This window comes from Nocardioides sp. NPDC059952 (genome assembly GCF_042730435.1).
Lineage (GTDB): Bacteria > Actinomycetota > Actinomycetes > Propionibacteriales > Nocardioidaceae > Nocardioides.
The window spans coordinates 13,828-28,088 of the sequence record NZ_JBHWLY010000013.1 but is presented as its reverse complement, the minus strand read 5'-3'; the positions used below and the strand labels follow the sequence as shown (position 1 = coordinate 28,088).

Genomic DNA, 14,261 nt, shown 5'->3' with positions numbered 1-14,261 from the left:
GGTCCGCCACAACTGCATTCTCGGCCCGCCAGAACTACGGTTTCGCGGGCGGGGCCGTGCTGCTGCGTACGACCAGCTCGGCCGGCAGCCGCAGGTGACGCTCGGTCTGCTTGCCCTCCAGCAGCTCGAGCAGGAGCCCGAGCGCGGCCCGGCCCATCTCATGGAGCGGCTGCGCGACGGTGGTGAGCGGGGGAGTGGCGTCGCGAGCCTCGGGTACGTTGTCGAAGCCGATCACCGAGAGGTCCTCGGGCACGCGCAGGCCGAGCGAGCCGGCGACCTCGATGACCTTGATCGCGGAGATGTCGTTGGCGGCGAAGATGGCGGTGGGCCGCTCGCCGGCCGGGAGCGAGAGCAGCTCACGGGCCGGTGCCTCGGCTAGCTCGGGGTGGTAGCCGCCCACCCGGATCAGGTCGGGGGAGACGCTCAGGCCGGCGGCGTGGAGCGCCTCGCGGTAGCCCTGCTCGCGCAGGCCGGCGGAGCGGAGGTCGGGGCGCCCGCCGAGGAACCCGATGCGCCGGTGGCCGAGCCCGACCAGATGGTCGACGGCGAGCCGGGCGCCGGTGATGTTGTCGGCGTCGACGGTCATCGGGCCGTCCGGTCCGGTGTGGGGGTCGATCGCGACGACCGGGATGGTGGTCTCGTCGGTGATGATCATCGATGGCGTGACCACGATCGCGCCGTCGATCAGGGTGTGACCGAGGCGGGAGAGCGAGCGGCGCTCCCAGCCGGTGTGGTTGTGGGCGCCGGTGCGCCCGGCGTGGGCCAACAGCTCATAGCCGGTGCCGTCCAGAGCCGCCGAGATCCCCTTGAGGAGCTCGGCGGAGTAGGGCTCGAACTCGGCCACGAGCACGCCGATGACTCCGGTGGACTTGCGGCGCAGGCTCGAGGCGATCAGTGACGACTGGTAGCCGAGCTCGTCGATCACCGCGAGGACCTTCTCGCTCGTCGCTTCGCTGACCCCGTAGCGCTCGTTGATCACCTTCGAGACCGTGGCCACCGAGACCCCGGCCTCCCTGGCCACATCGGTGATCGTCACCCGGCGGGGGCGGGGCTGGTCGAGCGTGCTCATGACCCTGACAGTAGCCCACTCGGGGTATGTCCGATAACCATCTACGAAAACGTTATCGACAACGATTGACACGACCGCCCGGCACGCGCCATGCTCGACCCCGACAATGTGGCGGCAGTCACATAACCCACACATCCAGAGCTGTGACGAAGAGGTCCCAAGATGTCGAGGAAGACACAAGCGCTCGCCGCGCTGTGCGCCGGATTGATGATTGCCGCCACCGGTTGTGGCGGCTCGGGCGACTCCGGTGGCGACGACAACACCATCATCTGGTGGCATAACTCCAACAACGACCCCGGCAAGGGGTACTACGAGCAGGTCGCGAAGGACTTCGAGAAGGCCAACCCCGGCGTCGACGTCAAGGTGCAGGCCTTCGCCCACGAGGACATGCTCACCAAGCTCGACGCCGCGTTCCAGAGCGGTGATCCCGAGCAGGTCCCGGACGTCTACATGGAGCGTGGCGGCGGCGAGCTCGCCGACCATGTCGAGGCGGGCCTGACCAAGGACCTCTCCGAGGACGCGGCCGACGAGATCGAGATGATCGGCGGCTCCGTGGCCGGCTGGCAGGTCGACGACAAGACGTACGCTCTGCCGTTCTCCATCGGCGTCGTCGGGTTCTGGTACAACAAGGACCTCTTCGCCGAAGCCGGCATCACCGCCGCGCCGACGACGATGGAGGAGTTCGACGCCGCCGTCGAGAAGCTCAAGGCCGCGAAGATCCAGCCGGTCTCGGTCGGTGCCAAGGACGCCTGGCCGGCCGCGCACTACTACTACTGGACCGCGGTCCGGGAGTGCTCGCAGGACGTGCTCACCGATGCGGTCAAGAGCCTCGACTTCTCCGACCCCTGCTTCACCAAGGCCGGCGACGACGTCGCCGACCTCGTCGCGACGGAGCCGTTCAACAAGGGCTTCCTCTCCACCGGCGCCCAGGAGGGTCCGACCTCGGCCTCCGGCCTCCTCGCGACCGGCAAGGTCGCCATGGAGCTCGCCGGCCACTGGGAGCCGGGCGTGATGCAGGGCATCACCGAGGACAAGCAGGGGCTGGGGGAGAAGACCGGCTGGTTCTCCTTCCCGACCATCACCGGCGGCCAGGGCGACCCGGGCGCGCAGATGGGCGGCGGCGATGCCTGGGCCGTCTCCGAGGGCGCTCCGGACGCCTCGGTCGACTTCGTGAAGTACCTGCTCTCCACCGACGTCCAGAAGGGCTTTGCGGAGAACGGCATGGGTCTGCCGACCAACCCCGACGCGGTCGGCTCGCTGACCGACCCGGCGCTGGCCGACCTGATCAAGGTGCGTGACAGCGCGCCGTACGTCCAGCTCTACTTCGACACCGCCTTCGGCCAGTCCGTCGGCGGCGCGATGAACGACGCCATCGTCAACGTGTTCGCGGGCAAGGGCTCGGGTGCCGACATCGTCACGGCCACCCAGGCCGCCGCTGACAAGGAAAAGTGAGCCGAACCTGTGACACACGACGTGACCGAGCCCGCTTCGGCGGCGCCAGGGCACGCCACATCGGATGCCCGGCGTGCAGATCCTGTACGCCGGGCCCCCGGCGGTACCAGGGGTACCGGCTCTGCCGATCCGATCCGGCGTGGTGACGACTGGCGCAAGCGCCTGGAGATCCTGGTCTTCGTAACCCCCGCACTCGCGCTCATCGCGCTCTTCGTCGCCTGGCCCATCGTCACCGCGGTGCGCTTCTCGGTCTACGACTGGAAGGGCTTCGGAGACCTGACCGACTTCGTCGGCCTGGAGAACTACGCCGAGGTCCTCGGCGACGAGGTCTTCCGCAGCGCGGTCGGCCACAACATGGTCATCGTGGTGGGCTCGATCCTGCTCCAGCTCCCGCTGGGTGTGGCCATCGCGCTCCTGCTCAACCGCAGGATGCGGGGCCAAGGCCTGCTGCGCACGATCATCTTCGTGCCGTACGTCCTGGCCGAGGTCATCGCCGCGGTGATCTGGCTGCAGCTGTTGCAGCCACAGTACGGCTTCATCGACGCGCTGACCGCGAAGGTCGGGCTGACCCCGCCCGATCAGGGCTGGCTCGGCACCCCGGAATACGCCCTGTGGATCGTGCTCCTGGTACTGACCTGGAAGTACCTCGGGCTGGCCGTGCTGCTCTTCCTGGCCGGTATGCAGGGCATCTCCGAGGAGCTCTACGAGGCCGCCCAGCTCGACGGCGCCTCCTGGTGGCAGACGCAGTGGCGGATCACGATCCCTCTGCTCGGCCCCACCATGCGTACCTGGGCCTTCTTGTCGATGATCGGCTCGATCCAGTGCTTCGACATGATCTGGGTGCTCACCCAGGGCGGTCCCGCGAACGCGACGAACACCATGGCGACGTACCTCATCGACGAGGGCACCAAGCGCCACAACTACGGCATCGCGGGCGCTGCCTCGGTGATCCTGTTCGTGATCGCCTTCGCGATGGCGCTGGCCTACCAGGTCCTGATCCTGCGCCGCGACACCAAGGAGGACACGGCATGAGCCTCATGGCCGATCTCACCCCGCGCCGCCGCAGCGGCGGCGGCAACCTGTGGGTCTACCTGATCGCGCTGATCGTCGTCGCGATCACCATCGGCCCGGTCCTCTACGGCGCGCTGGGCGGCTTCCGCACCAACGCCCAGCTCGCCGACAAGCCGGCCGGGCTGCCCGACCCGTGGGTGTGGAGCAACTACGCCGGAGTGCTGTCCAACCCGTCGTTCTGGCAGTACGCACTCAACTCGACGATGATCGCGATCATCACCACGGTGGTGACCGTCGTGTTCGGGCTGATGGCGGCGTACCCCTTGGCTCGCTACCAGTTCCGGGGGCGCGAGGCGCTGTTCATGGTCTTCGTGCTCGGCCTGCTCTTCCCGGCGGCCGTGGCGATCATCCCGCTGTTCATCATCATCACCCGCAACCTGCAGATGGCGAACACCTGGTGGGGCGTGGCCCTGCCGCAGGCGGCGTTCGCGCTGCCGATGACGGTGGTCATCCTGCGGCCGTTCCTGATGGCGCTGCCCAAGGAGCTGGAGGAGGCGGCGCTGATGGACGGCGCCAGCCGGATCGGCATCTTCTGGCGGGTCCTGATGCCGCTCTCGGTGCCGGGCATGATCACTGTCGGTGTGCTGGCGTTCGTGACCTCCTGGAACGCCTACCTGCTGCCGCTGCTGCTGCTCCAGGACAAGATGCGCACCCTCCCGCTCGGCGTCGCCGACTTCTCGACCGAGCACTCCGCCGACACCGCCGGTGTCCTCGCGTTCACCACGCTCGCGATGATCCCCGCCCTCGTGCTCTTCCTCGCCTTCCAGCGCCGGCTCGTCAGCGGCCTGCAGGGCGCGGTCAAGGGCTAGAACGGAACCTACCTGTGGCTCACTCCACCCCCCTTCCCGCCTGGCCGCCGGTCTCCGAGCGCGTGCGCGACCTGCACGCACGGATGACCCTGGAGGAGAAGCTCGCCCAGATCGTGGGCTACTGGCTCGACCGCGGCGGCGACGTCGTCGCGCCGATGGCCGACGAGATGGACGCGGGCGACGGCCGGCGACTGCCCGAGATCACCGCCCACGGGCTCGGCCACTACAGCCGGGTGTACGGCACCCGGCCCGTCGATCCCGCAGAGCGCGCCGCGTGGTTGTGGGCCGAGCAGAGACGCTTGGCCTCGCAGACCCGGCTCGGGATCCCGGCTCTGGTCCACGAGGAGTGCCTCACCGGACTGGCGACCTGGCAGGCGGCAACCTTCCCCACGCCGCTGGCCTGGGGTGCGTCCTTCGACCCCGAGGGCGTCGAGGAGATGGCCCGGACGATCGGCGCCGACATGCGCGCGCTCGGCGTGCACCAGGGGCTCGCCCCGGTGCTCGACGTGATCCGCGACGCGCGCTGGGGCCGCTGCGAGGAGGCCATCGGCGAGGACCCCTATCTCGTCGGGACGGTCGCCACTGCGTACGTTCGGGGGCTTCAGTCCGCCGGCGTGCACGCCACACTGAAGCACTTCGTCGCCTACTCGGGCTCGCGCGCCGGCCGCAACCATGCGCCCGTCTCCGCGGGTCCGCGCGAGATCGCCGACATCTATCTGCCGCCCTTCGAGATGGCGGTGCTGGACGGCGGGGCGAAGTCGGTGATGGCGGCCTACAACGACATCGACGGGGTGCCGCAGCACTCCTCGGTCGAGCACCTCACCACGCTGCTGCGCGAGACCTGGGGCTTCGACGGGGTCGTGGTGGCCGACTACTTCGGTGTCGCGTTCCTGGCGGTGATGCACGCGATCGCCGCGGACCGGGGACGGGCCGCCGCGGTCGCCCTCGAGGCCGGTGTCGACATCGAGCTTCCGAGCGGCGATGCCTACCTCGAGCCGCTCGCGGCGCTGATCCGCTCCGGTGAGGTCTCCGAGTCGCTCGTCGACCGGGCGGTGTTGCGGGCACTGGCGCAGAAGGAGTCGCTCGGACTGCTGGACGAGTCCTTCCTGGCCGGACTGGAGGAGGGGGCGCCGGAGTCGATCGACCTGGACTCCCCGGCCCACCGCGCGCTGGCACGCCGGCTGGCCGAGGAGTCGGTGGTGCTGCTCAGCAACGACGGGATCCTCCCGCTGCGCGAGGCCCCCGCCAAGGTGGCGGTCATCGGCCCGAACGCCGACCGCCCCGAGGCGCTGATGGGGTGCTACTCCTTCGTCAACCACGTGATGGCGAGCTATCCCGACCAGCCGCTGGGCATCGAGCTGCCGACGGTCGCCGAGGCGATCCGGGCCGAGCTCGGCGCCTCCTCGTACGAGGTCGTGGCCGGGTGCGAGGTCGAGGGCACGGACCGATCGGGCTTCCCGGCCGCGGTCTCGGCGGCTCGGCGCGCGGACGTGGCCGTGGTCGTCGTCGGTGACCAGGCCGGGCTCTTCGGCCGTGGCACGGTCGGGGAGGGCAACGACTCCGAGTCGCTCGACCTTCCCGGGGTCCAGCGCGAGCTGGTCTCCGCGGTCGTCGCGACGGGGACGCCGGTCGTGCTCGTGGTCGTCACCGGCAGGCCGTACGCACTGGGCTGGGCGCTCGACGACGCGACCCGTCCGGCCGCGGTGCTGCAGGTGTTCTTCCCCGGCGAGGAGGGCGGACCGGCCCTCGCGCGTGTCATCTCCGGCGCGGTCAACCCCTCGGGTCGGCTCCCGGTCTCGCTGCCGCGGGTCTCGGGGACCCAGCCCTACAGCTACCTGCAGCCGCTGCTGGGTGGTCCCTCCGAGGTCACCAGCACCGACCCGACGCCGGCGCGCCCGTTCGGCTTCGGTCTCTCCTACACCACCTTCGGCTACAGCGGGCTCTCGGCGGAGCGCTCCGTCGCGGCCGGTGGCACCTTCGGAGTCGAGGTGACCGTCACCAACCTCGGTGATGTCGCGGGTGTGGACGTGGTTCAGCTCTACGGCCGCGACCTGCTGGCTTCGGTCGTGAGGCCGGTCTCGCAGCTGCTCGGCTACCAGCGGGTCGCGTTGGGTCCCGGCGAGTCGGCGACGGTCCGCTTCGAGGTGCCCACGACGCGGCTGGCCTTCACCGACCGCAGTCTCACCCGCATCGTCGAGCCCGGCGATGTCGAGGTCTGGGTGGCCGCCTCGGCCGGGGAGAAGGTCGCCACCGCGGTCGCCGAGGGTATCGCCGAGCTCTCCGGCGTCGACGCCGCCTCGGCCGCCGGTGAGTCGGGCAGCGACAAGGCGTTGGTCACGATCATCGGCGAGGTCCACCGTGTCAGCACCGCCGACCCTCGGATCACGACGGCGACCGTCTCACGCTAGGCCGCGAAGTCCCGTCGAGTCGGCTCGTTCTGACCGAGATTCCCGTCGAGTCGGCTCGTCATGACGAGCCGACTCGGCGGGCTGTGTGCTGGGCCAGGTAGGCCGCGGGGTCACCGATGACGCGGCGTACGACCGTTCCGGCCGCGCCGCGCACGGCCGCGTCGCTGCCGAGTCCGGAGACCAGCAGCGGCGGCGGCTCGGTGGCGCCGGTGTGGTGGCTGATCGAGGCCGAGGTCGCCGCGGAGAGCCACGGCGCGAGCGTGGCGAACGCGCCCCCGAGCACGACAGCGGCCGGGTCGAGGAGGGTGAGGACCGAGGCGAGCGCGATCCCGAGGTAACGGCCCGCGTCGGCGACGGCGTCGAGCGCGGCCTGGTCGCCCGCCTCGCAGGCCCTGGTGAGGTCGGCCATGGTCTCCACACCCGCCCGGGCGAGGATCTCCTGCTGTCCCGCCATCCGCTCCAGGCAGCCGTGGCCGCCGCAGGCGCACCGCGGACCGTCGGGAGCGACCACGACGTGGCCGAGCTCGCCGGCGCCGGCGTGCGCCCCGCGGAAGACCTGGCCGTCGATCACGATGCCGCCGCCGATGCCGATCTCGCCCGAGACGTGCACGAAGTCGCGCGGAGGGCTGCCGTCCTGCTCGTGGCCGCCGAACCACATCTCGCCGAGCGCGGCGAGGTTGGCCTCGTTCTCGAGCTCGACCTCGAGCCCGGTGCCCTCCCGGATCGCGGCGGCGAGCTCGACCTGGGTCCAGCCCAGGTTGGGAGTGCGTACGACGGTGCCGTCGACGGTCAGGCCGGGCACCGCCACACAGGCCGCGGCCAGGGGGAGACCCTGGGAGGCCGCGCTGCGGGCGGCCGTGCGGGCGATCTCCAGGACGTCGGCGACCACCTCGGCGACCTCGCGGCCGCGGTTGTCGCTGCGTACGACATGGTGGTAGCGCGGCGCACCGGACAGGTCAGTCACGACGGCGGCCAGGTAGTCGACGTTGATCTCTAGGCCGAGCCCGGCCGCACCGTCTGGGGCGAGGGTGAGTGCCGTGGCCGGGCGGCCACGCTCGACCGCCGCCGGGGCGCTCTCCTCCAGCAGGCCGGCGTGGATCAGGTCGGTCACCAGACCGGAGACCGATGACTTGGTCAGGCCGGTGTGGGCGGCGACCCGGGCGCGGGAGGCGGGGCCGGTGCGAGCGACCTCACCGAGCACGAGCGAGAGGTTGCTCGCCCGCATCCCGGCATGTTGCGCAGGCTCTGAGCGAGGGTTCATGCAGGGATTAGACCAAGTCATGAACTTGAGGTCAAGGAGGCATCCTCATGTGGCATCTGGTTGACAATGTGACGTGCGTCGCGTTGGATGATGCGAGATAGTCCAAGTCGTGAACTAAGTAAGGAACCTGCAATGACGGAGTACACCCCCACCCCGGAAGACAAGTTCACCTTCGGCCTGTGGACCGTCGGCTGGCAGGGCGTCGACGTGTTCGGCGGCCCGACCCGCCCGCAGATGGACATCGCGCACTCGGTGGAGAAGCTCGCCGAGATCGGCGCCTACGGCATCACCTTCCACGACAACGACGTCTTCGAATTCGACGCGACCGAGGCCGAGCGCCAGGCACAGATCGACAAGCTCAAGGGTGCTCTCGAGCAGACCGGCCTGAAGGTCCCGATGGCGACCACCAACCTGTTCAGCCACTCCGTCTTCAAGGACGGCGGCTTCACCTCCAACGACCGCGACATCCGTCGCTTCGCGATCGCCAAGACCGCCAAGAACATCGACCTGGCCGCCGAGCTCGGGGCGACGACGTACGTCATGTGGGGTGGCCGCGAAGGCGCCGAGTCGCACGCCGCGAAGGACATCGCGCACGCGCTCGACCGCTACCGCGAGGCGGTCAACCTGCTGGGCGACTACGTGACCGAGAAGGGCTACGACATCCGCTTCGCCATCGAGCCGAAGCCGAACGAGCCCCGTGGTGACATCCTGCTGCCGACCATCGGCCACGCCATCGCCTTCATCAACTCCCTCGAGCGGCCCGAGCTGGTCGGTCTCAACCCGGAGGTCGGTCACGAGGAGATGGCCGGCGTCAACTTCGCTGCGGGCATCGCGCAGGCGCTGTGGCACGGCAAGCTCTTCCACATCGACCTCAACGGCCAGCACGGCCCGCGCTTCGACCAGGACCTGCGCTTCGGCGCCGGCAACCTGCGCGGTGCGTTCAACGTCGTCGACCTGCTCGAGAGCAAGGGCTACGACGGCCCGCGCCACTTCGACTTCAAGCCGCCGCGCACCGAGGACGAGGCCGGCGTGTGGGCCTCGGCCGCCGGCTGCATGAAGAACTACCTCGTACTCAAGGAGCGCGCCGCGGCGTTCCGCGCCGACCCCGAGGTCCAGGCCGCGCTCGCCGCGTCCCAGCTCGACGAGCTCGCCCAGCCGACGCTGGCCGCGGGCGAGACCCTCGACGACCTGCGCAACGCGTCCTACGACATCGACAAGCTCGACCACGGCTTCGGCTTCGAGCACCTCGACCAGCTCGCGATGGACCACCTCCTCGGTCTCCGCTGAAGATGAGGCTCGTAGCCGGGGTCGACTCCTCGACCCAGTCCTGCAAGGTCGTCATCCGCGACGCGTCGACGGGTGAGCTCGTACGTTCCGGGAGCGCCAAGCACCCCGACGGCACCGAGGTCCACCCCGATCACTGGTGGACCGCGCTCGGTGAGGCGGTCGCGGCGGCAGGTGGTCTCGACGACGTCGAGGCCATCGCCGTCGGCGGCCAGCAGCACGGCATGGTCACGCTCGACGCCGCAGGTGAGGTCGTACGTCCCGCGCTGCTGTGGAACGACACCCGCTCCGCGCCCGCGGCCGATGCCCTCAACGCCGAGCTCGGGGCGGAGCGGTGGGCGGCCCAGACGGGTTCGGTGCTGGTGGCCTCGTTCACCATCACCAAGCTGCGCTGGCTGGCCGAGAACGAGCCCGAGCTGGCCGCGAAGGTGGCCGGCGTCTGCCTGCCGCACGACTGGCTGACCTGGAAGCTCTCCGGGGCCGCCGGCCTGGACACGCTCACGACCGACCGGTCCGACGCGTCGGGCACGGGCTACTGGGCGACGCCGTCCGGGGACTACCGGCGCGACCTGCTCGAGCGAGCCTTCGGCCGAGGTGACCTCGCCCTTCCGCGGGTGCTCGGTCCGGCGGAGTCGGCGGGGCGTACGTCCTCGGCTCTCTCCACCGGTGCGCTGCTCGGCGCCGGTGCGGGAGACAACGCCGCCTCGGCCCTCGGTCTGGGCGCTGTGCCCGGTGACGTGGTGGTCTCGATCGGCACCTCGGGCGTGGCCTGCGCGGTGGCGGAGGCACCGACGGCGGAGACGACGGGCACGGTGGCGGGCTTCGCCGACGCGACCGGCCGCTTCCTGCCGCTGGTCTGCACCCTCAACGCGGCGCGCGTGCTCTCCTCGACGGCCTCGCTGCTGGGCGTCTCGCTCGAGGAGCTCTCCGACCTCGCGCTGTCAGCGCCCTCGGGCTCCGACGGCCTGGTCCTCGTGCCCTACCTGGAAGGCGAGCGCACCCCCAACCGCCCCGACGCGAAGGGCGCACTCCACGGCCTCACCCTCGCCACCGCCACGCCGGCCCACCTGGCCCGCGCTGCGGTCGAGGGTCTGCTGTGCGGCCTCGCCGACGCCATCGACGCATTGGTGGAGCAGGGCGCCGAGGTACGCCGCGTGCTGCTCGTCGGCGGCGGCGCGAGGTCAGAGGCGGTCCGCCGGATCGCGCCCGTCGTCTTCGGTCGTCCGGTCGTCGTGCCCGAGCCGGGGGAGTACGTCGCCGACGGTGCCGCCCGCCAGGCCGCATGGGTCCTCACCGGCGGCGTGGAGCCCCCGTCGTGGGAGCTCGCCGGTTCGGTGACGTACGACGCCGACCCCGATCCCGCCGTCCGTACCCGCTATGCCGAGGTCCGCGACCTGACCGAAGGAACCTAGCCGAGGCGTCAGCCAGGTCGGCCGAGGCGTCAGCCAGGTCGGCCGAGGCGGCAGTTAGGTCGGCCGAGGCGGCAGTTAGGTCGGCCGAGACGGCAGTTAGGTCGGCCGAGACGGCAGTTACGTCGGCCGAGATGTCATCCCCGACCTCTCGGCCGACGGGAGTGACGCCTCGCCCGACGTACGTGACGCCTCGCCCGACGTACGTGACGCCTCGCCCGACGGACGTGACGCCTCGCCCGACGGGGGTGACGCCTCGGCAGAATGTGGGTGACGTTTCGGCGCGCGGGAGTGACGCCTCGGCGGTATCCGATAGCGTGGCCGCGCCATGTTGGATCACATCAAAGGCTTCGTTCAGGGAGTCGTCCTCGCGCCCATCGTCCGGTTGTTCGTGGCGCTGAAGATCAGCCCCGACGTCGTGACGCTCGTCGGCACCATCGGAGTAGCGGTCGGGGCGCTGGCGTTCTACCCGCGCGGCGAGCTGCTGGCCGGCACGATCTTCATCACCTGCTTCGTCTTCAGCGACCTCATCGACGGGGCGATGGCACGCGCCGTCGGGCGCACGAGCAAGTTCGGCGCGTTCTGGGACTCCACCCTCGACCGGATCGGCGACGGCGCGGTCTTCGGTGGCCTGGCGCTCTACTTCGCCGGCCCGGGCGACTCCGACCTCTATCTCGCGCTGACCCTGTGGTGCGTGGTGATGGGCGCGGTCACCTCCTACGCCCGCGCCCGCGCGGAGTCGCTGGGCTTCACCGCCAACGTCGGCATCGCCGAGCGAGCCGACCGGCTCGTCCTGGTCCTGGTGCTGACCGGCTTCGCCGGCATCTTCGACCTCGACCTGCTGATCTACATCGCGCTGTGGATCCTCGCCGTTGCCTCGACCGTCACCGTCGCGCAGCGCGTCTGGACCGTCCGCAAGCAGGCCATCGCCGAGGAGGCGTCGGCATGACCGTGCCGAGCGAACACGACGTACGCCTGGCCACCGAGCTCGTCCGCGGCGCCGGCTCGCTCGCCGCGAAGATGCGCAGCGAGGGCATCGGCGACTCGATCGAGACCAAGACCTCGGTCTCCGACCTGGTCACCGCCGCCGACAAGGCAGCCGAGACGGCGATCGTGGAGCGCCTCACCGCCGAACACCCGGGCGACGGCATCCTCGGCGAGGAGGGCTCCGCCCGCGAGTCGTCCACCGGCCGCGTATGGACCATCGACCCCGTCGACGGCACCTACAACTTCGTACGCGGCCTCGACTGGTGGTGCTCCGCCCTGGCCCTGACCGACAGCACCGGCATCGTCCTGGGCGCCGTCTACTCACCGGCCGAGGATGCCGTCTACATCGGTGGTCCCGAGCTGCCCACCACCCGCAACGGCGTCCGGCTCGACGCGATGCCGGACACTCCGCTCGCCCACGCCTGCCTGACCACCTACCTCCACCCCTCGAGGCTGAGGCACCCGGTCGGCGAGGCGTACGTCCGGGTCGCCAGCCAGGCCGCCTCCATCCGGATCCTCGGCTCCGGGTCGATGGACCTCACCGCGATCGCCCAGGGCAGGCTCCACCTCTTCTGCCAGCACTCCGTCCCCGACTGGGACCGCCTCCCCGGAGCCGCGCTGGTCCTGGGCGCCGGCGGCACCACCGCCCAGGTCGAGGCAGGCGGGGTCCTCTGGTCCCTGGCCGGCGCTCCCACCGCCGTGGCCGAAGCAGTAGAAGCACTGGCCTCCTAGCAGTCCACTTCGGGAACAGTGGCCTGAGCAGGGCTTTCCGAGGATGGCGTACGACGGGTCCCGACTTACGATCGCCACATGGCTACAAGCACGAATGAGACGGGAACCTCGCGGGTCAAGCGCGGGATGGCTGAGATGCTCAAGGGCGGCGTGATCATGGACGTGGTCACCGCCGAGCAGGCGAAGATCGCCGAGGATGCCGGGGCGGTGGCGGTGATGGCGCTCGAGCGCGTCCCGGCCGACATCCGCGCCCAGGGCGGCGTGAGCCGCATGTCCGACCCCGACATGATCGACGGCATCATCGAGGCCGTCTCCATCCCCGTCATGGCCAAGGCCCGGATCGGTCACTTCGCCGAGGCCCAGGTGCTGCAGTCCCTGGGTGTCGACTACATCGACGAGTCCGAGGTGCTGACCCCGGCCGACTACGAGAACCACATCGACAAGTGGTCCTTCACCGTGCCGTTCGTGTGCGGCGCGACCAACCTCGGTGAGGCGCTGCGCCGCATCACCGAGGGCGCGGCGATGATCCGCTCCAAGGGCGAGGCCGGCACCGGTGACGTGTCCAACGCGGTCACCCACATGCGGACGATCCGCCGCGAGATCCGCCGCCTCGGCGCGCTCGCCGACGACGAGCTCTACGTGGCGGCCAAGGAGCTCCAGGCCCCCTACGAGCTGGTCAAGGAGGTCGCTAGCAACGGCAAGCTCCCGGTCGTACTGTTCACCGCCGGTGGCATCGCGACCCCGGCCGACGCGGCGATGATGATGCAGCTCGGCGCCGAGGGCGTCTTCGTCGGCTCCGGCATCTTCAAGTCCGGCAACCCGGCCCAGCGCGCCGAGGCGATCGTGAAGGCGACCACCTTCCACGACGACCCCGACGTCGTCGCCAAGGTCTCCCGCGGTCTCGGCGAGGCAATGGTCGGCATCAACGTCGACGAGCCGGCCCGCTCGATTCAGTTCGCGGAGCGTGGCTGGTAGAACCCGACCCACGTCGAACCGACGCGGCTGCGTGGCCCCCGAGCGGGGGCTGCGTGGCCGCGTCGGCGTTGTGCGGTGCATGGACGATTCGAAAACGGGAACAACCAACGTAGGAATGCATCAAATAGCCTCAAAACATAACGATTGTCCCGTTTCCGCGTAAAACGTTGCGTTATGGGGGACCTTGGTCCCATACATGACGGGGGCACCGCGTCCCTGTGGAGATGGGGACAGAAACATGAAGAAGTCGACGAAGGGTGCAGTGGCCGCCGCGAGCGCCGCGGTCCTGCTTCTCGGGGGCGCCGGATCGCTGGCCTACTGGACCGATGACGGCACCGCCTCCGGCGGCACGATCACGACGGGGAACATGGCGCTGAGCGACGGCACCTGCGAGGCGGCCTGGACCTACCCCGACGGCTCGGCGGTCACGACCATCGTCCCGGGAGACTCGATCACCAAGTCCTGCTCGTTCGAGGTGACCGGCTCCGGTGACCACCTCACCGCCACCGTGTCGGCCCCGGGTGAGGTCACCTACACCACCGACAAGACCACCACGACGATGCAGCTCACCGCGACCGCGGACTACCAGCTCGGCGGCGACCCGGTGGGTGATGGCGACTCGTTCGCGATCGACGGTCCGACCACGCTGGTCGCCGACGTGGAGGTGGTCTTCCCCTACGGCAACGCGACCACGATCAACGCCAACGACACCCAGGACGTCACCGCGACCCTGGACGCGATCACGATCACCCTGACTCAGGACCAGAGCTCGGGCCAGAACCCGAACCCCTGATCCCTGTGTCC

General features: G+C 70.2%; 12 protein-coding genes. 10 read left to right on the top strand and 2 right to left on the bottom strand.

Translation table 11 applies throughout. The features are described 5' to 3' along the window. Positions 1-34 precede the first annotated feature (34 nt). The gene (locus ACFV9G_RS08510; RefSeq protein WP_378726724.1) at positions 35-1,069 is read right to left on the bottom strand and encodes a LacI family DNA-binding transcriptional regulator; all 1,035 of its coding nucleotides are present in this window, start codon (positions 1,067-1,069) and stop codon (positions 35-37) included. A gap of 162 nt (positions 1,070-1,231) precedes the next feature. Here ACFV9G_RS08510 and ACFV9G_RS08505 point away from each other — a divergent pair, with 162 nt between their 5' ends. The 4 genes from ACFV9G_RS08505 to ACFV9G_RS08490 are packed head-to-tail and all read left to right on the top strand — an operon-like array spanning position 1,232 to position 6,809. Continuing rightward, positions 1,232-2,521 carry an ABC transporter substrate-binding protein gene (locus tag ACFV9G_RS08505; protein ID WP_378726722.1) on the top strand — a complete coding sequence of 430 codons (1,290 nt, stop codon included), beginning with the start codon at positions 1,232-1,234 and terminating at the stop codon, positions 2,519-2,521. Positions 2,522-2,542: 21 nt separating this feature from the next. Continuing rightward, positions 2,543-3,553 (top strand): carbohydrate ABC transporter permease, encoded by a 1,011-nt coding sequence (locus ACFV9G_RS08500; RefSeq protein WP_378726720.1) that lies wholly within the window; start codon positions 2,543-2,545, stop codon positions 3,551-3,553. Beyond that, positions 3,550-4,401 (top strand): carbohydrate ABC transporter permease, encoded by an 852-nt coding sequence (locus ACFV9G_RS08495; RefSeq protein ID WP_378726718.1) that lies wholly within the window; start codon positions 3,550-3,552, stop codon positions 4,399-4,401. The genes ACFV9G_RS08500 and ACFV9G_RS08495 overlap by 4 nt, the downstream gene beginning before the upstream one ends. Before the next feature lie 14 nt (positions 4,402-4,415). Next, positions 4,416-6,809 (top strand): glycoside hydrolase family 3 N-terminal domain-containing protein, encoded by a 2,394-nt coding sequence (locus tag ACFV9G_RS08490; protein WP_378726716.1) that lies wholly within the window; start codon positions 4,416-4,418, stop codon positions 6,807-6,809. A gap of 58 nt (positions 6,810-6,867) precedes the next feature. Here ACFV9G_RS08490 and ACFV9G_RS08485 read toward each other — a convergent pair whose 3' ends face one another. Further along, positions 6,868-8,070, bottom strand: coding sequence for an ROK family protein (locus ACFV9G_RS08485; protein WP_378726714.1), 1,203 nt, complete (start codon positions 8,068-8,070; stop codon positions 6,868-6,870). A 132-nt stretch (positions 8,071-8,202) separates the two neighbouring features. Between ACFV9G_RS08485 and xylA the strand changes: the two genes are divergently transcribed. The 6 genes from xylA (at position 8,203) to ACFV9G_RS08455 (ending at position 14,250) form a co-directional block, all read left to right on the top strand. Further along, a complete protein-coding gene (gene xylA, locus ACFV9G_RS08480) occupies positions 8,203-9,357 on the top strand; it encodes a xylose isomerase (protein ID WP_378726712.1) in 1,155 nt (384 codons plus the stop codon). Positions 9,358-9,359: 2 nt separating this feature from the next. Continuing rightward, complete coding sequence (xylB, locus tag ACFV9G_RS08475; RefSeq protein WP_378726709.1) at positions 9,360-10,766, top strand: xylulokinase; 1,407 nt, start codon at positions 9,360-9,362, stop codon at positions 10,764-10,766. 325 nt (positions 10,767-11,091) lie between these two features. Further along, positions 11,092-11,712: a phosphatidylinositol phosphate synthase gene (pgsA, locus tag ACFV9G_RS08470; RefSeq protein ID WP_378726707.1), complete on the top strand. Its 621-nt coding sequence runs from the start codon at positions 11,092-11,094 to the stop codon at positions 11,710-11,712. Next, positions 11,709-12,482, top strand: a complete 774-nt coding sequence (locus tag ACFV9G_RS08465; protein WP_378726705.1) for an inositol monophosphatase family protein — start codon at positions 11,709-11,711, stop codon at positions 12,480-12,482. Before pgsA ends, ACFV9G_RS08465 begins: the two co-directional genes overlap by 4 nt. 78 nt (positions 12,483-12,560) lie before the next feature. After that, a complete protein-coding gene (gene pdxS, locus ACFV9G_RS08460; protein ID WP_378726703.1) occupies positions 12,561-13,457 on the top strand; it encodes a pyridoxal 5'-phosphate synthase lyase subunit PdxS in 897 nt (298 codons plus the stop codon). A gap of 238 nt (positions 13,458-13,695) precedes the next feature. Continuing rightward, positions 13,696-14,250, top strand: a complete 555-nt coding sequence (locus ACFV9G_RS08455) for an alternate-type signal peptide domain-containing protein (protein WP_378726701.1) — start codon at positions 13,696-13,698, stop codon at positions 14,248-14,250. Positions 14,251-14,261 lie beyond the last annotated feature (11 nt).